The sequence below is a fragment of the Arthrobacter sp. PTI12 genome, from assembly GCF_056679915.1.
On sequence record NZ_CM155256.1, the window covers coordinates 1,750,645 to 1,771,665 of the forward strand.

General features: G+C 66.4%; 20 protein-coding genes. 15 read left to right on the plus strand and 5 right to left on the minus strand.

Features of this window, described 5'->3' with window-relative positions; all coding sequences use genetic code 11:
- Positions 1-3: 3 nt before the first annotated feature.
- Entirely contained in the window at positions 4-453 is a 450-nt protein-coding gene (locus AC1MBU_RS08530; RefSeq protein ID WP_346028898.1) for a (deoxy)nucleoside triphosphate pyrophosphohydrolase, read from the plus strand.
- Between the two features lie 42 nt (positions 454-495).
- Here AC1MBU_RS08530 and AC1MBU_RS08535 read toward each other — a convergent pair whose 3' ends face one another.
- Positions 496-1,554: an Rv2578c family radical SAM protein gene (locus tag AC1MBU_RS08535; protein ID WP_479786958.1), complete on the minus strand. Its 1,059-nt coding sequence runs from the start codon at positions 1,552-1,554 to the stop codon at positions 496-498.
- A gap of 62 nt (positions 1,555-1,616) precedes the next feature.
- On the opposite strand from AC1MBU_RS08535, the gene pcp reads away from it, so the two are divergent.
- A complete protein-coding gene (gene pcp / locus AC1MBU_RS08540) occupies positions 1,617-2,258 on the plus strand; it encodes a pyroglutamyl-peptidase I (RefSeq protein WP_479786959.1) in 642 nt (213 codons plus the stop codon).
- On the opposite strand, the gene AC1MBU_RS08545 is transcribed toward pcp, so the two are convergent.
- A complete protein-coding gene (locus AC1MBU_RS08545; RefSeq protein WP_479786960.1) occupies positions 2,194-2,685 on the minus strand; it encodes a hypothetical protein in 492 nt (163 codons plus the stop codon). The genes pcp and AC1MBU_RS08545 overlap by 65 nt on opposite strands.
- Positions 2,686-2,847: 162 nt before the next feature.
- Between AC1MBU_RS08545 and pheS the strand changes: the two genes are divergently transcribed.
- Positions 2,848-3,927: a phenylalanine--tRNA ligase subunit alpha gene (gene pheS / locus AC1MBU_RS08550; RefSeq protein WP_346028902.1), complete on the plus strand. Its 1,080-nt coding sequence runs from the start codon at positions 2,848-2,850 to the stop codon at positions 3,925-3,927.
- A gap of 2 nt (positions 3,928-3,929) precedes the next feature.
- Entirely contained in the window at positions 3,930-6,470 is a 2,541-nt protein-coding gene (pheT, locus tag AC1MBU_RS08555; protein WP_479786961.1) for a phenylalanine--tRNA ligase subunit beta, read from the plus strand.
- A gap of 107 nt (positions 6,471-6,577) precedes the next feature.
- Here the strand turns inward: pheT and AC1MBU_RS08560 are convergent, their stop codons facing one another.
- Positions 6,578-7,543: a quinone oxidoreductase family protein gene (locus AC1MBU_RS08560; RefSeq protein WP_479786962.1), complete on the minus strand. Its 966-nt coding sequence runs from the start codon at positions 7,541-7,543 to the stop codon at positions 6,578-6,580.
- A gap of 129 nt (positions 7,544-7,672) precedes the next feature.
- Here AC1MBU_RS08560 and argC point away from each other — a divergent pair, with 129 nt between their 5' ends.
- The 10 genes from argC (at position 7,673) to AC1MBU_RS08610 (ending at position 18,188) form a co-directional block, all read left to right on the plus strand.
- Entirely contained in the window at positions 7,673-8,704 is a 1,032-nt protein-coding gene (gene argC / locus AC1MBU_RS08565) for an N-acetyl-gamma-glutamyl-phosphate reductase (protein WP_277358734.1), read from the plus strand.
- Positions 8,701-9,870: a bifunctional glutamate N-acetyltransferase/amino-acid acetyltransferase ArgJ gene (gene argJ / locus AC1MBU_RS08570; RefSeq protein WP_479786963.1), complete on the plus strand. Its 1,170-nt coding sequence runs from the start codon at positions 8,701-8,703 to the stop codon at positions 9,868-9,870. The genes argC and argJ overlap by 4 nt, the downstream gene beginning before the upstream one ends.
- 50 nt (positions 9,871-9,920) lie before the next feature.
- Positions 9,921-10,832 carry an acetylglutamate kinase gene (gene argB / locus AC1MBU_RS08575; protein WP_277358732.1) on the plus strand — a complete coding sequence of 304 codons (912 nt, stop codon included), beginning with the start codon at positions 9,921-9,923 and terminating at the stop codon, positions 10,830-10,832.
- The gene (locus AC1MBU_RS08580) at positions 10,829-12,133 is read left to right on the plus strand and encodes an acetylornithine transaminase (RefSeq protein WP_479786965.1); all 1,305 of its coding nucleotides are present in this window, start codon (positions 10,829-10,831) and stop codon (positions 12,131-12,133) included. Before argB ends, AC1MBU_RS08580 begins: the two co-directional genes overlap by 4 nt.
- A complete protein-coding gene (gene argF / locus AC1MBU_RS08585; protein ID WP_277358730.1) occupies positions 12,130-13,077 on the plus strand; it encodes an ornithine carbamoyltransferase in 948 nt (315 codons plus the stop codon). The genes AC1MBU_RS08580 and argF overlap by 4 nt, the downstream gene beginning before the upstream one ends.
- Positions 13,074-13,631 (plus strand): arginine repressor, encoded by a 558-nt coding sequence (locus tag AC1MBU_RS08590; RefSeq protein WP_346028906.1) that lies wholly within the window; start codon positions 13,074-13,076, stop codon positions 13,629-13,631. The genes argF and AC1MBU_RS08590 overlap by 4 nt, the downstream gene beginning before the upstream one ends.
- A gap of 57 nt (positions 13,632-13,688) precedes the next feature.
- Entirely contained in the window at positions 13,689-14,891 is a 1,203-nt protein-coding gene (locus AC1MBU_RS08595) for an argininosuccinate synthase (RefSeq protein ID WP_479786967.1), read from the plus strand.
- Positions 14,892-14,894: 3 nt separating this feature from the next.
- Positions 14,895-16,337, plus strand: coding sequence for an argininosuccinate lyase (gene argH, locus AC1MBU_RS08600; RefSeq protein WP_479786968.1), 1,443 nt, complete (start codon positions 14,895-14,897; stop codon positions 16,335-16,337).
- 77 nt (positions 16,338-16,414) lie between these two features.
- Entirely contained in the window at positions 16,415-17,182 is a 768-nt protein-coding gene (locus AC1MBU_RS08605; RefSeq protein ID WP_479786970.1) for a maleylpyruvate isomerase family mycothiol-dependent enzyme, read from the plus strand.
- 139 nt (positions 17,183-17,321) lie between these two features.
- Positions 17,322-18,188, plus strand: coding sequence for an SRPBCC domain-containing protein (locus AC1MBU_RS08610; RefSeq protein WP_346028910.1), 867 nt, complete (start codon positions 17,322-17,324; stop codon positions 18,186-18,188).
- Here AC1MBU_RS08610 and AC1MBU_RS08615 read toward each other — a convergent pair.
- Complete coding sequence (locus tag AC1MBU_RS08615) at positions 18,155-18,685, minus strand: methylated-DNA--[protein]-cysteine S-methyltransferase (protein ID WP_479786971.1); 531 nt, start codon at positions 18,683-18,685, stop codon at positions 18,155-18,157. The two genes, AC1MBU_RS08610 and AC1MBU_RS08615, sit on opposite strands and share 34 nt — an antisense overlap.
- Positions 18,682-20,205: an AlkA N-terminal domain-containing protein gene (locus tag AC1MBU_RS08620; RefSeq protein ID WP_479786972.1), complete on the minus strand. Its 1,524-nt coding sequence runs from the start codon at positions 20,203-20,205 to the stop codon at positions 18,682-18,684. Before AC1MBU_RS08620 ends, AC1MBU_RS08615 begins: the two co-directional genes overlap by 4 nt.
- Positions 20,206-20,297: 92 nt before the next feature.
- Here AC1MBU_RS08620 and AC1MBU_RS08625 point away from each other — a divergent pair, with 92 nt between their 5' ends.
- Complete coding sequence (locus tag AC1MBU_RS08625) at positions 20,298-21,014, plus strand: DNA-3-methyladenine glycosylase (RefSeq protein WP_479786973.1); 717 nt, start codon at positions 20,298-20,300, stop codon at positions 21,012-21,014.
- Positions 21,015-21,021 lie beyond the last annotated feature (7 nt).

The window sequence follows — 21,021 nt, forward strand, 5'->3', positions numbered from 1 at the left end:
TGGATGACCGATACCCAGCGCACACAAGTTGTCGGCGCCGCCATTGTTGATTCGCTCACTGCACCGTCCAAACTGCTCGCAGCGCGCAGAAGCGCTCCGGAGCAGTTCGCCGGGCAGTGGGAGTTCCCCGGCGGCAAGGTTGAGCCGGACGAAGATGACTTGGAGGCGGTCCAGCGTGAAGTGCGCGAAGAGTTGGGCGTGGACGTGCAGGTCGGGGCTGAACTCGTCGGCCCTGATCCCGACGGCTGGCCGCTGAATGCCTCAGCAGGAATGCGGGTGTGGCTGGCGGTCATCACCGCCGGCATACCGGCCGCATTGCAGGACCACGACGAGCTCCGCTGGGTCAGTCTCAGGGATACCGGCGAGCTCCGGGATCTTCCGTGGATCCCTGCGGACCGTCCCATCGTTGATGCTCTGCTCGAGACCGTGGTTCCGGTCGAAGATCTGACTTAGGAGCAGAAGAGGGTAGCCGGGCGCAGACGCGGGAAGTTCGGCTCAGAAGAGCGTGGGCTCGGCTGCTGACACCCCATGCCCGGGCGATGCCGACGACGACGGCGCGTGCCCACCTGCTCCCGCTTCCTCCCGAAAGAAGCGTGCCCCGGCAGCCAATCCATGACGACGCCGGTGCACCTGCACGCGTTTCGAGAGCCAGGTGCGGTATTCACCGGAGGCGTAAGTGCCTCCGCCATAGAGCCGGCGGTAGCGTCCGACCAGCGAGGGATGTTTTTTGGCCAGCCATTCCATGTACCACTCACGGGCTCCCGGACGCAGGTGCAGTGCTCCGGCGGACACACCCGTGGCGCCCGCCGCAGCGAGGGCTGCGAACAAGGCGTCCAGGGCTTCATCGCTGTCGGTGAGCCACGGCAGGATGGGCATGGCCATGACGCCGCAGGGCAGACCCGCATCCCGCAACCTGGTGATGAGGTCCAGGCGTGCGCGCGGGGTGGGAGTTCCCGGTTCCACCGTGTGGGCAAGCTCGGGATCGAGCACCGCAAGCGAAATTCCCATGCCGAGGCTGACCTGGGTGCCGGCTTCCTTGAGTAGCGGAAGATCCCGGCTGAGCAGCGTCCCCTTGGTGAGAATGGAAAACGGTGTACCGCTGTCTGCGAGCGCACGGATGATGCCCGGCATCAACCGGTACCGTCCTTCGGCCCGCTGGTAGGGATCGGTGTTGGTGCCCATCGCCACGTGTTCGCAGTTCCAGGAGGGTTTGGCTACCTCGCGCCGGAGGACCTCGCCGATGTTGGTCTTGACCACTACTTGCGAGTCGAAGTCGAGACCGGTGTCCAGGTTGAGGTAGCTGTGGGTCTTGCGGGCGAAGCAGTACACGCACGCATGCGAACACCCACGGTAGGGGTTGACGGTCCACGAGAACGGCATTCCCGAACTTTCCGGGACTCGGTTCAGGGCCGATTTGGCCAGCACCTCGTGGAAGGTGATGCCCGCGAACTCCGGGGTTCTAACGGACCGCACAAGCCCGGCGAGCGGCACCAGCGGCTCCGGTTCTCCGGCAGCGGCCACCGTCGTCGTCGTTTTTTGCGCATCCCATCGCATTCTTTTATTAGAACATAAGTTCCTATTGAATTGCGGAAAGGCCGGAGGGATAGGCTGGTGAAATGATCCTGCTCACCGGCTTTGAGCCTTTCGGCGGCGAAACCGTCAATCCCTCCTGGGAGGCGGCTCAGCAGGCCGCAGCCATCCTGGCGGATGAGGGCGAGGCGGTGGTAGCGGTTCGGTTGCCCTGCGTCTTCGGCGCAAGCATCGATGTGCTTGCTGATGCCGTTCGTGCTCACCAGCCGCAGCTGGTGCTGTGCGTGGGGCAGGCGGGAGGCCGGTCGGAAGTCTCTCTCGAGCGGATCGCGATCAATGTCGATGATGCCCGGATTCCGGATAATGCGGGCAACCAGCCGGTGGACGATGCCGTGCGCGCCGGCGGGCCAGCGGCTTACTTCAGCACTCTTCCGCTCAAGCGGAGCCTGCAGGCGCTGGTGGAGGCCAGGCTGCCCGCGGCGGTGTCCCAGACGGCCGGCACGTATGTCTGCAACCACGTCTTCTACGGGCTCATGGATCTACTGGCCCACGGTGACGGTGCGCCGCGCGGCGGCTTTATCCATGTGCCGTTCTCGACCGAACAGGCACAGGCTCACGGCGCGTCCGGGATGCCGATCGGGGAGATGGCCCGCGCGCTGGTTGTTATTGCCCGGACGAGTGCCGACGCTGGAGCGGATCTGAGGATCGCAGCCGGCGCGGAGCACTGACACGCCGGGTCAGCGCGGCGCGCAGCGGGCGCTCCACGTAGCCGCCCTCCTGGAGACCGGCCCCGCGTTCGAAGACATTGCGCGACGCCGGATCACCAGTGAGGAGCCAGGACGCCCCCGCGGCAAGAAAGTAGGCCGGCAGGAACGGCAGGCCGAAGCACAACGCATACTGCGTACAGTGGCGTGCTTCATGTTCGACGAGCCGCGGTCTCCGGGCCACCACTTCCGGTCCTGCACGGAACAGCACAACGTTTCCCACGGTGAACGCAGACGCCTTCGGCAGCCGGGGGGAGTAGTGATGCGCGAAGATGAGGCCGCGGGAAGCGGGGCGGAGCTCGCAGCCCACCAGCTTCGCGGCGGCCAGGCCGAGCAGCGTAGATCCGTTCATCCAGTTGAGTGCCGAGCGCAGGCGGTCGCGGCGATGCATAGGCCCAAGTCTAAAGATATGGTGCAGGACATGCCCGGCCGTGGTTGGGGCCATTCGGGGCACCCGCCAACGGTCCTTTAGACTGGCAAGGCCGCCGGAGTACTGGATCATCAGTGCCGCCGGCACCCATCGCGCTCACGACACCAAGGTAAAAGCACACTCATGTCTGAACCCACCACACCCGCGGACGCTCCGGACACCGCCGCCGCCCCGGATCCCCTGGACGCCGACGCCATCGCGGCCGCGGTTGACCGCGCGCTCAGCGAGATCGCCGCCGCAGGGAACCTCGACGAGCTCAAATCGGTACGGCTTGCCCACACGGGCGAGAAGTCGCCGATGAGCCTCGCGAACCGGCAGATCGGCTCGCTCGCGAAAGACCAGAAGGCCGCCGCCGGAAAGAACATCGGCCCCGCCCGCGGACGCATCAACCAGGCACTCGCCGCCCGGGCAACCGAGCTGGAAGCTGAGCGCGACGCGCGCATCCTCGTGGAGGAGGCAGTCGACGTGACCGCTGCTCCGCGCCGTCGTCGTGCTGGGGCCCGGCATCCGCTGTCCATCCTCCAGGAGCGGGTCAGCGACATCTTCGTCGGCATGGGCTGGGAAATCGCCGAAGGGCCCGAGGTTGAATCCGAATGGTTCAACTTCGACGCGTTGAATTTCAAACCCGATCACCCTGCGCGCGAAATGCAGGACACCTTCTTCGTTGAGCCGCCCGAGGCGCACCTGGTGATGCGCACCCACACTTCACCGGTACAGGTGAGAGCGATGCTCGAGCGCGAGGTTCCCATCTATGTCCTGTGCCCCGGCAAGGTGTTCCGCACGGACGAGCTGGACGCCACCCACACTCCCGTGTTCCACCAGTTCGAGGGCCTGGCCATCGACAAGGGCCTGAGCATGGCGGACCTGCGCGGAACGCTCGAACACTTCGCCCGGCTCATGTTCGGCGATGATGCCGGCATCCGCCTGCGCCCCAACTACTTCCCCTTCACCGAGCCCTCCGCCGAGCTGGATATCTGGCACCCGGGTGCCAAGGGCGGCCCCCAGTGGATTGAGTGGGGCGGTTGCGGCATGGTACACCCGAACGTGCTCCGAGCCGCCGGCATCGATCCTGACGTGTACTCGGGATTCGCGTTCGGCATGGGCATCGAGCGCACCCTCATGTTCCGCAACGAGGTAGGCGACATGCGGGACATGATTGAGGGCGACGTACGTTTCAGCGAGCACTTCGGGATGGAGATCTAACCGTGCGAGTACCACTGTCCTGGCTGCGTGAGTACGCACAGGTTCCTGGCGAGGCATCCGCCGAAGACGTCATGGCCGAACTGGTGAAGGTCGGCCTGGAGGAAGAGGCCGTCCATCGTCCCACCGATACCCTTTCCGGGCCGATCGTGGTGGGACAGGTGCTCTCGGTCGAGAAAGAGCCGCAGACCAACGGTAAGACCATCAACTGGTGCCAGGTCCGTGTGGTGCCCGAGGGCGCTGAGCAGACCCTGACCGCGGACGGCATCGACCCGTCCGGCGTGCAGGGAATCGTGTGCGGCGCACACAACTTCGTCGAAGGTGACAAGGTGGTGGTCACCCTTCCCGGCGCCGTGCTTCCCGGCGATTTCCGCATTGCCGCACGCAAGACCTACGGCCATGTGTCTGCCGGGATGATTGCTTCCGTTCGTGAACTGGGAATCGGTGAGGACCACGACGGCATCCTCGTGTTGTCCACTCTCGGGCTGGACCCGGAGGTCGGATCGGACGCCATGGAGTTATTGGGACTCTATGACCAGGCGGCCGAAATCAATGTGACCCCCGACCGCAGCTACTGCTTCTCAATCCGGGGGATCGCGCGTGAGTACGCCCACGCCACGGGGTCGGCGTTCACCGACCCGGCTGCCGCCGTCGTCGTCGATCCGGCGGACGGCGCGGGGTACCCGGTGCGGCTGGAAGACCAGGCTCCCATTTACGGGAATGCCGGCTGCGACCGTTTCGTGGCCCGCGTGGTGCGCGGGGTGGATGCCACCCGGCCGACGCCGCAGTGGATGGTCTCGCGGCTGCGCCTGGCGGGCATCCGATCCATCTCGCTGCCGGTCGACATTTCGAACTACGTCATGCTCGAGCTCGGCCAGCCGACGCACTGCTACGACGTCGCCAGGCTCACCGGTGAGGTTGTGGTGCGCCGGGCCAACGCCGGCGAAACCATCGTGACCCTCGATGACCGCAAGCGTGAGCTGCACCCTGAGGATCTCCTCATTACTGACGCTTCGGGCGCCATCGGCATCGCCGGCGTCATGGGCGGAGCGGCCACGGAGGTCTCGAGCTCCACCACGGACGTTCTCGTGGAGTCCGCACACTTCGACGAGGTGTCAATCGCCCGCGCACGCCGCCGCCACAAGCTGCCGTCGGAGGCGTCCAAGCGCTTCGAGCGTGGGGTGGATTGGCACGTTGCCGATGTCGCGGCCCAGCGCGTCGTGGACCTGCTCGTGAGGCTTGCCGGCGGTACCGCCGATGCATCGATCACCGACGTCGGAACCGCGCCCCAACCCATCCTGATCGACCTGCCGGCAGGCTATGCCTCGGAACGGATCGGTATGGATTTCGCGCCGGAACAGGTGGTCGGTGCACTCACCGACCTCGGTGCTGATGTGGCGGAGTACGACGGCGGCTGGCAGGTTACCGCCCCCAGCTGGCGTCAGGACCTGACCATCAAAGACGACCTCGCCGAGGAAATTGCCCGGCTGGTGGGCTACGACCAGATCCCGTCCCGGCTGCCGGTCGCTCCTCCCGGGCGCGGCCTCACGCGCACCCAGCAGCAGCGGCGCCGCGTTCTGACTGCGCTCGCCGGCGCAGGGCTGACCGAAGTGCTGTCCTATCCCTTTGTTTCAATGGAGGCCAACGACACGTTCGGCGCAGCGGAGGGAACGGGGCCCGCCGTCAAGCTGGCCAACCCGTTGAGTGCCGAATTCGGCTATCTGCGGCGCTCCATCCTTCCCGGCCTGATCGAGGTGGCCAAGCGGAACTCCTCGCGCGGATTCCGCGATCTGGCGCTCTTCGAGGCCGGTTCGGTGTTCCTGCCGCAGGAGACCCTCGGCACCGCAACCATCCCGCCGCTCGGAGCCCTGCCCGACGACGCGACGCTCGAGACGCTGTACAACGGCCTCCCGCTGCAGCCGCTGACTATCGCCGCCGTGTTCTTCGGCAAGGACTCACCGGCTGCAGCCGGCCACTCTCCGCGTGCCTGGGACTGGGCGGACGCCCTCGACATCGTCCGGTTGATGGCTGACGTCGTCGGCGTCGACCTCGTGATCGAACAGGGTGAGCACCGGGCCTTCCATCCCGGACGCACCGCACGCATCAGTCTGCGCAGCGGTGAGGAGCTCGGCTACGCGGGAGAACTGCATCCGAAGCTGGTCGCCGCGCAGGACCTGCCGCCGCGCACGGTTGCACTGGAAATCAACGCAGACCTGCTGTTCGACGCCGCGCCGGACGTCATCGTGGCCCGGCATCTCTCGACCTTCCCCGCGACCACGCAGGACGTAGCCCTTGTGGTTGACGCGGGTCTGCCGGCCGATGAGGTTCTCGCCACGCTGCGCGAAGGCGCCGGTGAACTGCTGGAGGAGGTGCACCTGTTCGACGTGTACTCAGGACAGGGGATTGGCGACGGCAAGAAGTCACTCGCCTTCGGTCTTCGCTTCCGCGCCACCGACCGCACCCTGACCGCAGATGAGGCGAGCGCCGCCCGCGACCAGGCCGTGCACCTCGCAGCCGAGCGCCACGGAGCCGTGCAGCGCCGCTGACCCGTGTTGCATCCGCGCGTTGAATGTGCAGGACACACCCCCTATGGACAGCCAAAAGGGGTGTGTCCTGACAAATGAACGCGGGTTGGGGGACTTAGCGCGCGGGATCAGGGGACGAGGAGAAGTTTGCCCGTCGTCCTGCGCGACTGGAGGTCCTCGTGCGCCTGCGCGGCGTCAGCCAACGGGTAACGTGCACCGATCCTCACGGTGAGCGATCCGTCAGCAACCGCGCCGAAGACCTCTCCTGCCCGCCAGCGCCGCTCCTCGGCGGACCGCAGATAGAAGGCGAGGCTCGGCCGCGTCACATAGAGCGAACCGGAGCTGTTCAGCCGCTGCAGATTGAAGTCGGGAACCGGCCCGGATGCAGCGCCGAACAGGACCAGCATCCCGCGCACGCGCAGTGACTCCAGCGACCCGTCGAAGGTCGCCTTGCCCACTCCGTCATAGACCACATCCACACCCGCGCCGTCGGTCAGCTCCCGCACCCGCTCCGAGAAGCCCTCGTAGCGAAGTACGACGTCGGCTCCCGCCTCCCGCGCCAGTGCTTCCTTCTCGTCGGTCGAGACGGTTGTGATGACCCGGGCTCCCTTGGCTTTGAGCATCTGCGTCAACAGGAGCCCCGTTCCGCCGGCCCCCGCGTGGGTCAGCACAGTTTCACCGTGCTGTACCGGGTACGTGGAATTCACCAGGTAGTGCGCCGTCATTCCCTGCAGCGGAAGCGCGGCGGCGGTCTCAAGGTCCACGCCGTCGGGCACCGGCAGTGCCCTTTCCGCATCAACGAGTGTGTAGTCCGCGTAGGACCGGGAACCCTCGGCGAACGCTATCCGGTCGCCAACCGAGAAGCCGTGGGCCTCCGGCCCTATCCCGATGACTTCACCGGCTGCCTCACCGCCCGGAATGAACGGATACTCAACCGCATAGATCCCGGCACGCTGGTACGTCTCAATGAAGTTCACCCCGACCGCGGCGACCCCGACCAACAGTTGCGAACCGGACGGTGCAGGCCGTTCGATGGACACGGGTTTGAGGACCTCGGGTCCTCCGGCGCGCTCAGCGACAATGGCAATGGGCATGTCAGTGCTTCCTCTCATCGGTGTGCTCTTACTGCGTGCAACCGGTCCCGTGGTGAACTCATTCCGACCTCCAGTACCCATTGGATAAATATGTGCACCAGTGAATAGGTTTGCTGTACGATGAATCGCATGAATATTTCCGTCGCGGTATCCGGAGCAAGCGGCTATGCCGGAGGCGAGGTCCTGCGCCTGCTTTCGACCCATCCCGAGGTGAGGATAGGCGCGATCACCGCCCACAGCAGTGCCGGCAGCAGGCTGGGCGAGGTGCAGCCGCACCTGCACTCCCTCGCTGGCCGCATTATTGAGGAAACCAATCCCGCCAACCTCGCCGGGCATGATGTCGTCTTTCTCGCCCTGCCCCACGGAGCCAGCGCCGAGGTGGCCGCACAGCTGCCGCCGGAAGTCCTGGTCATCGACGCCGGAGCTGACCACCGGCTCGAAGACGCCGACGCCTGGCACCGCTTCTACGGCTCCGAGCATGCCGGCACCTGGCCCTATGGACTTCCGGAGCTGCCCGGTGCCCGCGACGCGTTGCGGAACGCCCGCCGCATCGCCGTCCCCGGTTGCTACCCGACCAGCGCACTCTTGGCCCTCACCCCGGGATTCGCTGCGGGGCTGCTCCAGCCGGACGACGTCGTCATTGTGTCTGCCTCCGGTGCCTCCGGCGCCGGCAAGGCGCTGAAATCGCATCTGCTCGGCTCAGAGATGATGGGCGGGATGAGCCCATACGGAGTCGGCGGCAGCCACCGGCACACCCCGGAGGTGGAGCAGGGGCTGGGCTGGGCTGCCGGTGCGCCGGTCACGGTCTCCTTCACACCGACCCTCGCTCCGATGTCACGCGGCATCCTGACGACGGCGACGGCGCGGGTCACACCCGGTACCACCGCTGAGCAGCTGCGTGAGGCGTGGGAAACCGCGTACGACGACGAACCCTTCGTCACGCTGTTGCCGCTTGGTCAGTGGCCCGCCACCAAATCCGTCCTTGGGTCCAACTTTGCGCAGCTCCAGTTGGCTTTCGACGAGCACGCCGGCCGGGTCGTCGTCAGCTGTGCCATCGACAACCTCACCAAGGGGACTGCCGGTGGTGCGGTGCAGTCTATGAACATTGCCCTCGGTCTGCCGGAGATCACGGGCCTCACCGGATCAGGAGTTGCACCATGAGCGTTACCGAACCGCAGGGATTCCGCGCAGCAGGCGTGGCGGCAGGACTGAAGTCGACCGGGGCACGGGATGTCGCCGTCGTCATCAATGATGGTCCGCACCATCAGGCAGCGGCGGTTTTCACCTCCAATCGGGTCGCCGCTGCGCCCGTTCACTGGTCGCGTCAGGTGGTCTCGGACGGGCGGGTGGATGCCGTCGTGCTCAATTCCGGTGGTGCAAACGCCTGCACCGGGCCGCAGGGCTTTCAGAACACGCACCGCACCGCGGAGTTCGCGGCGGAGGCGCTTGGCGTCTCAGCCAGCGATGTCTTCGTCTGTTCCACCGGGCTCATCGGAGAACAGCTGCCCATGGACAAGCTGCTGCCGGGCGTCAACGAGGCAGCCGCACACCTGTCCGACGGCGGCGGCCGGGCTGCTGCCGAGGCAATCATGACCACTGACTCGGTGCCCAAGACCGCAACCTACCCCGCCACGCAGGATGAGCCGAGCGAGGGCTACTCCATCGGCGGAATGGCAAAGGGTGCTGGAATGCTTGCGCCGGGCCTCGCCACCATGCTGGTTGTCCTCACCACTGACGCCGTCCTGGACGCTGCAGTCCTCGATACCGCGCTGCGTGCCGCAACCCGAGTCACCTTTGACCGCGCTGACTCGGACGGTTGCATGTCGACCAACGACACGGTGGTGCTGCTTGCCTCGGGCGCGAGCGGAGTCCGTCCGGATCCGGCCCAGTTCACCGAAGCTCTCACCGGCGTCTGCTCTTCACTGGCTCATCAGCTCATTGAGGATGCGGAAGGAGCGAGCCACACCATCGCGATCCGGACCATCAACGCAGCCACCGAGGAAGACGCCGAAACCGCTGGTCGTGCCGTCGCCCGGTCCAACCTCTTCAAGGCTGCCATTTTCGGCAACGACCCGAACTGGGGCAGGGTCCTGGCGGCCGTCGGCACCACCGACGCCGTTTTCGAGCCCGATCGCCTCGATGTAGCGATCAACGCGGTGCAGATCTGCCGCGACGGCGGAATCGGTGAACCACGGGAACTGGTCGACCTGACCGCCCGCCTGGTCACCGTCGAGATCAACCTCAACGCCGGCTCCGAATCGGCCACAATCTGGACCAATGACCTCACGCACGACTACGTGCATGGAAACTCGGCCTACTCGAGCTGAACTTTTCAGGTGAAGATGCTGCCGCTGCAGACGCCGAGTCGAAGGACAAAATGAACACTCTCAACGCCGCCCAGGACAAGGCGGCAACCCTGATCGAGGCGCTTCCCTGGATCCAGCGGTTCGCCGGCACCACCATGGTCATCAAGTACGGCGGCAACGCCATGGTCAACGATGAGCTGCGCCGTGCCTTCGCCGAGGACATCGTGTTCCTCCACCACGCCGGGGTGCGCCCCGTCGTGGTGCATGGCGGCGGCCCGCAGATCAACGGGATGCTGGACCGGCTTGGCATCACCTCGGAATTCAAGGGCGGCCTGCGCGTCACTACCCCGGAAGCCATGGATGTTGTCCGCATGGTGCTGACCGGCCAGGTGAGCCGTGAACTGGTCGGCCTCATCAACTCCCATGGGCCCTATGCCGTTGGTCTCTCCGGTGAGGACGGCGGCCTGCTCCGGGCCGTCCGGACCGGCACCGTAGTGGACGGCGAGGAAGTTGACCTCGGGCTGGTCGGCGAAGTGGTCGGAGTCAACCCGGCCGCAATCCTCGACATCCTCGAAGCAGGACGCATCCCGGTCATCTCCACCGTGGCACCCGAGACTGACTCCACAGGCAATGGAACGGGACAGGTCCTCAACGTCAATGCCGACACCGCCGCTGCGGCGCTCGCCGAAGCGCTCGGTGCGTCGAAGCTCGTCATCCTTACCGACGTCGAAGGTCTCTACTCCAACTGGCCGGACCGCACGAGCCTGATTTCTTCACTGACGGCTGCCGATCTGCGAGGCCTCCTGCCCGAACTGGAATCGGGGATGATTCCCAAGATGACCGCCTGCCTCAAGGCCGTTGACGGGGGAGTGGAGCGGGCGCACATCGTCGACGGACGACTGCCGCACTCAATGCTGCTTGAGATTTTCACGGCCGCTGGAATAGGCACACAGGTAGTGCCGGACGAGGACGAAGCACTGTGACCAAGGAAACCGCCCTCGAATCCGCATCGGCAGCGGCGCTCATTGACCCTGCACAGGGGAAAGAATGGCTGCAGCGCTATTCGAACGCCGTGCTGGGTGTTTTCGGCACGCCGCAGCGCGTTCTGGTGCGCGGAGCTGGCTGCCACGTCTGGGATGCCGACGGCAAGCAGTACCTCGACCTCCTCGGCGGAATCGCCGTCAACGCGCTGGGCCACGCCCACCCCTTCGTCACGTCGGTGATTTCCTCCCAGCTGGCCACCCTCGGGCATGTCTCGAACTTCTTCACCAGCCCCACGCAGGTGGCGCTCGCCGAGAAGCTCCTGTCCCTGTCCGGTGCCGGCGAAGGATCGAAGGTGTTTTTCGCGAACTCCGGCACCGAGGCCGTCGAGGCAGCCTTCAAGCTCGCCCGCCGCAACAGCGCCGGCGGACGCAAGCGCATTCTCGCGCTTGCTGGCGGCTTCCACGGCCGCACCATGGGCGCTCTCGCCCTCACCGCGAAGCGGGCGTACCGCGAGCCGTTCGAACCGCTGCCCGGCGGCGTCGAGCATCTGCCGTTCAATGACACCGCGGCGCTGGAGGCAGCGCTCGATGAGTCTGTTGCCGCCGTCGTCCTCGAACCTATCCAGGGCGAGGCGGGCGTGCGCCCGCTCAGCATCGACTACCTGCGCAAGGCACGTGAACTGACCAGTGAAGTCGGCGCGTTGCTCATCCTGGACGAGGTACAGACCGGCGTGGGCCGCACCGGGCGCTGGTTCGCGCACCAGGCAAGCGGTATCACCCCTGATGCCATGACCCTGGCCAAAGGACTGGGCGGCGGTTTCCCCATCGGTGCGCTGGTGACATTCGGTAGTGAGGTGTCCTCGCTGCTCACGCCGGGCCAGCACGGAACGACCTTCGGCGGGAATCCAGTCGCGACGGCCGCTGCGCTGGCCACCCTGCACGCGCTTGAGGCGGGTTCGGTGCTGCAGAACGCGAACGACGTCGGCAGCTACCTTCGCAGCAAGCTGGCCGGCGTGAGCGGCGTGAGCGAGGTCCGCGGAGAGGGCCTGCTGATCGGTTTCGACCTCGACGGCGACTACGCCTCGGACGCCGTCACGGAGGCCCTCACCCAGGGGTTCATCATCAACGCGCCCACGCCGCACACACTCCGGCTCGCGCCGCCGCTGATCCTGACGCGCACCCAGGCACAGAGCTTCCTCAATGCACTGCCGGCGATCCTCGAGACGGCACGAAACTGCGGTGCAGCCGGAAACAACGCAGCCGGAAACAACGCAGCCCAGACCACGGAGGCATCCGAATGACCCGCCACTTCCTACTCGACACCGACCTCACCCAGGCTGAACAAAACGAGGTCCTCGACCTCGCGCTTGAACTGAAGAAGGCACCGTACTCGAACCCCGCCTATGCCGGTGATGGCTCGGGACGCAAGACCGTCGCCGTGATCTTCGACAAGACCTCCACCCGGACCCGCGTGTCCTTTGCCACGGGGATCGCGGACCTCGGCGGGGTGCCGCTCATCATCGGTGCGGGCGAGTCGCAGCTCGGTCACAAGGAATCCATCGCTGACACGGCCAGGGTCCTTGAACGGATGGTCTCCACCATCGTCTGGCGCACCTATGCGCAGGCCGGGCTCGAGGAGATGGCCGAGGCGTCCTCCGTGCCCGTCATCAACGCGCTCTCCGATGACTATCACCCGTGCCAGCTGCTCGCCGACCTGCTGACCGTCCGGGAACACAAGGGCGCGCTGGCAGGCCTCACGCTCGCTTACTTCGGTGATGCCGCGAACAACATGGCGAACTCCTACCTGCTTGCCGGGGTCACCGCCGGTATGCACGTACGCATCGCGGGTCCCGAGGGCTACCTGCCGGAACAACACATTGTCGACGCCGCCAACAAGCGCGCCGCGGAAACCGGCGGCTCGGTGCTGATCACCACGGATGCAGGCGAGGCGGCAACCGGGGCCGATGTCCTTGCCACCGACACCTGGGTGTCCATGGGGCAGGAGATCGAGGACGACGCCGCGAAGACTGCGAGATTCGAGCTGTTCCGTCCGTACGCCCTTGATGAGGCGCTGCTGGCGCAGGCGGCGGCCGACGCCGTCGTCCTCCACTGCCTGCCGGCTTATCGCGGCTACGAGATTTCCGCCGCGGTCATCGACGGGCCGCAGTCTGTTGTGTGGGACGAGGCGGAGAACCGGCTGCATGCGCAGAAGGCGCTCATGGTGTGGCTCATGGAGCGCTCGTGACTACTGCGGCGTCACCAGGTCAATCGGCCGGCCAGCCTCCTGGTCAGCCGACAGGTCAGCCAACGACGAAGATCGCCCGCCAGGCCCGGATCACTGCCCTGCTCACCGCACAGTCGGTGCGGTCCCAGTCTGAACTGGCCGAACTGCTGGCGGATGCCGGTCTACAGGTGGCGCAGGCCACGCTGTCCCGGGACCTCGTCGAGCTGGGAGCCGTGCGCGTCCGTGGTAAGGACGGCGCACTGGTGTACGCCGTGCCCGGTGAAGGCGGCGGGCGGGCACCGCAGAGCGGCGTCACGCAGGAAATCCTGGACAGCAGGTTGTCCCGGCTGTGCGGGGAGCTCCTCGTGACGGCCGAGGCATCCGGGAACCTTGTGGTCCTGCGTACGCCGCCGGGAGCCGCGAACTTCCTGGCGCTGGCCATCGACCATTCGGTCATGCCGTCGGTGCTCGGTACGATCGCCGGAGACGACACGATTATGCTGGTCAGCCGCGATCCTTCCGGCGGCGCCGAGGTGGCTGCCCGATTCCTGCAGTTCGCGCACGAAGCGTCCTGAACACCAGATTTTCTCCACATCACCGAAATACCCCAACACACAAGAGGAGCTACCCAAGTGACTGAACGCATTGTCCTCGCCTACTCAGGCGGACTGGATACGTCGGTGGCCATCGGCTGGATCGCCGAGGCAACCGGAGCAGAAGTGGTGGCTGTCGCCGTCGACGTCGGACAGGGCGGGGAATCGCTCGAGACCATTCGCCAGCGCGCACTGGGCTGCGGCGCCGTGGAAGCCTACGTCGCGGACGCACGTGACGAGTTCGCCAACGAGTACTGCATGCCCACGCTGCGTGCGAACGCCCTGTACATGGACGCCTATCCGCTGGTCTCCGCCATCTCCCGGCCGGTGATCGTCAAGCACCTCGTCGCCGCGGCGCGTGAGTTCGGCGCCTCCACCGTTGCGCACGGCTGCACCGGCAAGGGTAACGACCAGGTCCGGTTCGAGGTCGGCATCCAGACCCTCGGCCCGGATCTGAAGTGCATCGCACCCGTCCGTGACCTCGCACTCACCCGCGACAAGGCCATCGCCTTCGCTGAGGAAAAAGGCCTGCCGATCGAGACCACCAAGAAGAACCCATTCTCGATCGACCAGAACGTCTGGGGACGCGCCGTCGAAACAGGCTTCCTTGAGGACATCTGGAACGGCCCCACGAAGGATGTCTATGACTACACCGATTCGCCCGAGTTCTCACCGGCGGCCGATGAGGTGGTCGTCTCCTTCCGCGAGGGCCTTCCGGTGGCGATTGACGGCCACGCCGTCACGCCGCTGCAGGCCATCGAGGAACTGAACCGCCGCGCGGGCGCACAGGGCGTAGGCCGGATCGACATTGTCGAAGACCGCCTGGTGGGTATCAAGAGCCGCGAGATTTACGAGGCGCCCGGAGCCATGGCCCTGATCACCGCCCACCGCGAACTGGAGAACGTCACGGTTGAACGCGAGCAGGCCCGGTTCAAGAAGACCGTTGACCAGCGCTGGACCGAGCTGGTGTATGACGGCCAGTGGTTCTCCCCGCTGAAGCGCTCGCTGGAAACCTTCATCGACGATACCCAGCGCTACGTGTCCGGCGACGTGCGGATGGAGCTGCACGGCGGGCGGGCAACCGTCACCGGCCGCCGCTCCGACGTCGGGCTGTACGACTTCAACCTGGCCACCTATGACACCGGTGACACTTTTGACCAGTCGATGGCCCGCGGCTTCATCGAAATCTTCGGGCTGTCCTCCAAGGTGGCCTCAGGCCGCGATCAGCGCGCAGGAAGCTGAACGGTGACAGAGGCACACGGTACTGCCGCACACGGGACGAACGAAGGGTCGCTATGGGGCGGCCGGTTCTCGGGCGGCCCCGCGGACGCCCTCGCGGCGCTGAGCAAGTCGACGCATTTCGACTGGCGACTCGCCCGTCATGACATCGCCGGCTCACGTGCGCACGCACGCGTCCTTCACCGTGCCGGCCTGCTCGACGACGGCGAGCTGGCCGGCATGCTGGCCGCCCTGGACACGCTCGACGACGACGTCCGCACGGGCGCGTACGTGCCGGCGGACTCCGACGAGGACGTGCACGGTTCGCTTGAGCGGGGCCTGATCGAGCGGGCGGGGCCGGCCCTCGGCGGCAAGCTCCGTGCCGGCCGCTCCCGCAACGACCAGGTGGCTACGCTCGGCCGGATGTACCTGCGGGAACACGCCCGCATCATTGCCGGCGGCGTCCTCGCCACGATTGACGCACTGGTCGAACAGGCTCAGGAGCACCTGGAGGTGCCGATGCCGGGCCGTACCCACCTTCAGCACGCGCAGCCGGTGCTCCTGAGCCACCACCTGCTCGCCCACGCCTGGGCTCTGCTGCGCGATGTGCAGCGGCTCCAGGATTGGGACCGCCGGGCGGCGGTCTCGCCGTACGGCTCAGGCGCGCTGGCGGGATCGTCGCTCGGCCTTGACCCGGAGGCGGTCGCTGCCGAGCTGGGGTTCGAGTCGGCGACGCATAATTCGATCGACGGCACTGCGGCGCGGGACGTGTATGCGGAGTTTGCCTGGGTGGCCTCAATGATCGGAGTTGACCTCTCGCGCATCAGCGAAGAGGTCATCATCTGGGCAACCAAGGAATTCTCCTTCGTCACGCTGCACGACTCCTTCTCCACCGGCTCATCGATCATGCCGCAGAAGAAGAACCCCGATGTGGCCGAGCTTGCCCGCGGCAAGGCAGGCCGGCTCATCGGTAACCTGACCGGGTTGCTGGCCACGCTCAAGGGGCTGCCGCTGGCGTACAACAGGGATCTGCAGGAGGACAAGGAGCCGGTGTTCGACGCCGTCGACACCCTCGAGGTGCTGTTGCCTGCCGTCTCGGGCATGATCGCGACGCTGACGTTCCACACCGAACGGATGGCCTCGCTTGCGCCGCTCGGATTCGCTCTCGCCACGGACGTGGCTGAGTGGCTGGTTCGCCAGGGTGTGCCGTTCCGGGAGGCGCATGAGCTCTCCGGCGAAGCGGTCAAGCTGGCTGAAAGCCGCGGCGTCGAACTGTGGGACCTGACCGACGCGGACTACGCCGGCATTTCCGCGCAGCTGACGCCGGGTGTCCGGGAGGTACTGACCGTCGAAGGGTCGCTGAACAGCCGCGACTCACAGGGCGGAACCGCCCCGGCCGCAGTACGCCGCCAGCTGGATGAACTGACCGAGCAGGTGGCGCAGGCGCGATCGGCGCCGGCGTTGTCCTAGCTCCAGATACAGGCACAGCGCTGGAAGTTGCGGGTATCCTCGGGACAAACCACCCGATCCCGAGCCCGAGGATGTCCGTGAACACGTCGCAGCCGGAAGCACCCCAGCACGATCCCCGGAGACTTCCGGGACTCCTTGCCGACGCGGGCCGGGAACTGCTGGCAACAGCGGCCGGGATCAGCGACGTCGCCCTCGCGGAACCGTCGGACCTCCCGGGCTGGAATCGCGCCTTCGTCATCGCCCACGTCGAGGGCGTGTGCCGGGCGATGACGCGTCAGCTCGAATTCGCCGCCCGCGGTGAAACCGTCGATTTTTACGACGACGGGCCCGACGGCCGCAACCGGGACATCGAGCGGCGGGCACAGCGCGCTGCAGAAGAGCAACTTAACACCCTGACCGACGCCGTCAGCACCGCCGTGGCGGTGTTTGCCGGCGTGACCGGCAGCGAGTGGGACAGTCGTATTTCCTACCGGGACGGCACCGTACGCGACGGCGCGCTCGCGCTCTGGCGGGAATTGGTCATTCACGCCTCCGATCTCGGCCTCCGACGCACCTCCCTCGACTGGGACAGCGCCTTCTGCCACTACCTTTTCGAATTCCTCACAGCACGGGTCCCCGCAGGCACGGCACTCAAGCTTCAGCCGCTGGGGGAGCAACCACGCACCCTCCTCAACGGTTCGGGAACCCCCGCACGCACTGTCGTCGTCACCGGCCTCCTGCAGGACATCGCCGCCTGGCTGGCAGGTCGGAAACCGCTGGGCGGGCTGAACGCGACCGCCGCGGCGGACGGCGTTGACCTTCCCGAGCTCCTTCCCTGGCCGTCAGCCATGGCGCCGCGTGGCTGAGGACTACGCTGCATGTCGCGGCGTCTGAAAGATTCGGATCTGCGCCGCGCAACTCTTATCAGGCGCACGGCACTGCGCTAAGTTGGGAAGCACGCGAGCAGAATTACCGCAGGTTCAGGACGAGGTAAAGGCAGACGCCATGACGTCGGATGTTGATCGATCAGCGGCTCATCCCGTGGTGCCGCGTGGCCGCATCGAGCGTTTGAGCGGCGGCTACGTGCTCGCCTTCGACCGCCAGTTCGATTACCCGCGCTCATACATCTGGAACCTGCTGACGGACCCGGGCAAGGTGCGCCTATGGCTGGGAGAACTGGCCGGCCACTGGGAACTGGGGAAGGAATACTCGCTGGATATGGGTGGCGGAGTCACCACGGGTACGGTATTGCAGCTCAATCCGCCCACCAGTCTCCAGATCACCTGGGATGATGCACTGGGTCTCGAATCGATTCTTGAATGGCGCGTGCTTGAGTGCAGCGGCGGCGCCCTGCTGCAGCTGCGCGCACGCTCCGAGACACCGGACTTCCTGACCGAGGGAGCCGCCGGCTGGCAACAGATCCTCGCCGCGCTGGAGGACGTCGCCGCCGGCAGGGAACCGGCGCCCGATGGAGGTTGGGCGGCCCTGCGGGACGCCTATGCCGAAGAGTTCAACGTGTCCAACACCATGGGATGGGTGGAAACGGACGACGGCGTCACCATGGTCCATTTCGACCGTCGCCTCCCTTCCACCCTGCCGCTCGTAAAGGATGCGCTCACTGCGGATCCCGAACAACAGCCGAGGGTTGAGCAGGCTGAGGTCGATTTCACTGCGGACGGCGGCAGTACCCGGGTGGCCGTCCGGCACGTTGTGGAGGGCCAGGACGAAGCTCCCGCCCTGCTGGCTCAGTGGCACGCCCATCTGGATGCTGTCGCGGTGTCGGTGGACGGCGACCAGCCGCATACCAGCATGCGCAAGTTGCACGCGCTCGAAGATTTCTACCGTGCAACGCTTACCGGGTCAGCGGACTGAGAGGCTGTTTTCTCGCGGGCCAGCAGGCTGGTCTTGACGGCAACGCCCCAGCGGAAGCCGCCGAGACTGCCGTCCGTCCGGATCACTCGATGGCACGGAACAAACAGCGCAGCAGCGTTGAAGGCGCAGGCTCCGGCGGCGGCACGGATGGCGGCGGGCCGGCCGGCCAGCCGGGCATACTCCGAATAGGTCACCGGCCTTCCGGGGGCAACAGTGCGCAGCACGTCCCAGGCGTGGTTACGGAAAGGTCCTGACAACTGATGCACCCGTACCCTCTCGATGGCGGCGAGGTCGCCGTCGTAATAGGCTGACACGGCGTCCGTGATGGACGCGAGACTTCGTACAGACTGAACAGGTTCCGCCCTGAGGGTTGGGTGAATCTGACCCGTCAACTCGGAGAGCTCAGCGGTCCAGCCGGAGGCCAGGACTGTACCGTCCCGTTCCACGACCGTAAACGGCCCGTCGGGAGTGGGAACGGTGGTGGTCTGGGTGGTCATGATGCCAGCGCCTTTCTAGGGGTATCGGTTGCTGCCTGAGTTTGTGATTGCTGATCAGCGGCGAGCGGTTTCTCGGAGGCGAGGCGCCAGAGGTGCATGGTCGCGTAGGAACGCCAGGGACTGAACTGTTCACACCAGGCGGTTGTTTCCCGCGGATCGGCGGTGCGTCCGGATAACCGGGCGAAACCTGTGCGGACCGCGGCGTCGTTGTCCAGATGGATATCTGTAGCACCAAGTACCCGCATGGCGACGTAGCGGACAGTCCACGGCCCGATTCCCGGCAGCGGCAGGAGCTTCTGCGCCAGTTCACCGGGTGTGTCAGCCACGCCGATCCTCAGGCTGCCGTCGGCCAGGGCCGCTGAGACGGCCAGCAGACTCGAGCGGCGGCGCGCCGGTCCCTTCAGCAGCGGGCCCGCCCCATCGGCCAGGGCAGCAGCGGTGGGGAACAGACGGGAATGACCGGGACGGCCGAGCCTGGAGGGCTCGCCCAGCACGCTGAGAGTGTCCAGGATACCGGTGGCGGCCGCTACGGTGATCTGCTGGCCAACCATGGCGCGGATCAGGATCTCCTGCGGATCCACCGCACCCGGCAGGCGGATCCCCGGATATTGCTGCACGCGGGTTTCCAGGACCGGGTCTGCCGAGAGGACATCGTCGATGGCCGCGGGATCAGCGTCCAGATCGAACAGGCGTCGGATGCGGGACAGCAGGACGGGCAGGTCCTTCAACTGCTCCACCGTCACGGAGACATCGAGTCCGCGCGGTCCTGGTTCGGCCTTGAACCAGCCCTCGCCGCCGGGCAGGCGCAGCAGGCGGGCATAGCTTGCCGGATCACCCTGCTCAACACCGTTGACGGCGCGGGCGCGCAGGAAGGAGAAGATGCCGTCGTCGTAGGGCATGCGCGCGGGCAGTGTCAGGCTGAGGGACGTCGGGGAGCCGGCCGCCGTCGATGCATGGGAAAGAGTACGGCTGCGGTGCCGCAGCTGCGAGGGGGAGAGGTCGTAGATCTCCTGGACCGTCTCATTGAACTGGCGGATGCTGTTGAACCCGGAGGCGAAGGCTACGTCGGAAAGCGCCAGATCGGTGGCGGTGAGCAGTGTCCGCGCCGTTTGTGCTCGGGTGGCGCGCGCGAGCGCGAGCGGGCCGGCACCCAGCTCGTGGTGGAGGATCCGGCCAAGCTGGCGGGTTGAGTAGCCGAGCCGCAGCGCCAGCCCCGGAACGCCGACGCGGTCAATCTCGCCGTCGGAAATCAGCCTCATTGCCCGCGCAGCGACATCCGAGCGCAGGTTCCACGCTGGCGTACCGGGTACCGCTTCGGGCAGGCATCGCTTGCAGGCACGGTATCCGGCCTCGTGCGCCGCCGCAGAGGTCGGATAAAAGCTGACGTTGGCCGGCTTCGGAGTGCGCGCAGGGCAGGACGGGCGGCAGTAGATCTTCGTCGTCGCCACCGCGGTGACAAATTGCCCGTCGAACCGGGTGTCCCGCGATTCGATCGCCCGGTACTGCTGCCAGAAATCCATGAGTCCATCCTCGCAGGCGGACGAGTGCGCTGCTAGCGGAAATCGGACATGACCGTGCAGGCTGAGTCCCTGCGTCTTGATACGGTCTTTTCGTGGATCCAGCTCTCCAGCGCACCCGGCTTGCGCACCCGGCCATCGAGGTTGCACCGCTCCTGCTGGGCGCGCACCTGACCCATGACGACGGCGCGGAGCCGGTCACGGTGCGCATCACCGAGGTGGAAGCCTATATGGGGTCAGAAGACCCGGGCTCCCATGCATTCCGCGGACAGACGGCCCGTAACGCGACCATGTTCGGTGAAGCGGGGCACCTGTACGTGTACTTCACCTATGGCATGCACTATTGCGCCAACGTGGTCTGTGGGTGGCCAGGCAATGCCACCGGACTGCTCCTGCGCGCAGGGGAGATCGTCGGCGGAGTGGACGCGGCCCGGCGCCGTCGGGGCAACCCTCGCCTGGACCGGGACCTTGCGCGCGGTCCGGCGCGCCTGGCGCAGGCCCTCGGGATCGACCGGGAGCTGGACGGAACGGATGTTTTCTCTGACCGGCTCCAGCTCACTTTGCCGGACCATCTTGCAGACCCCCTGCGTCTTCAGACGGGCCCGCGCGTCGGCGTGAGTGGACCCGGCGGATCACCGGCCTACCCCTGGCGCTACTGGTTGGCCGGGGACCCGAGCGTCTCCGTGTACCGGCCGGCCGCCAAGCCCCGAGGCGCCCGGAGGGCGGCTGATCCCGCACGGAGAACCGCATCGGGCGAAACATCCGGCAGCGTGCACAGCGGCATAAAGGAAATTCGCACCGAAGGGGGATAGAATTGAC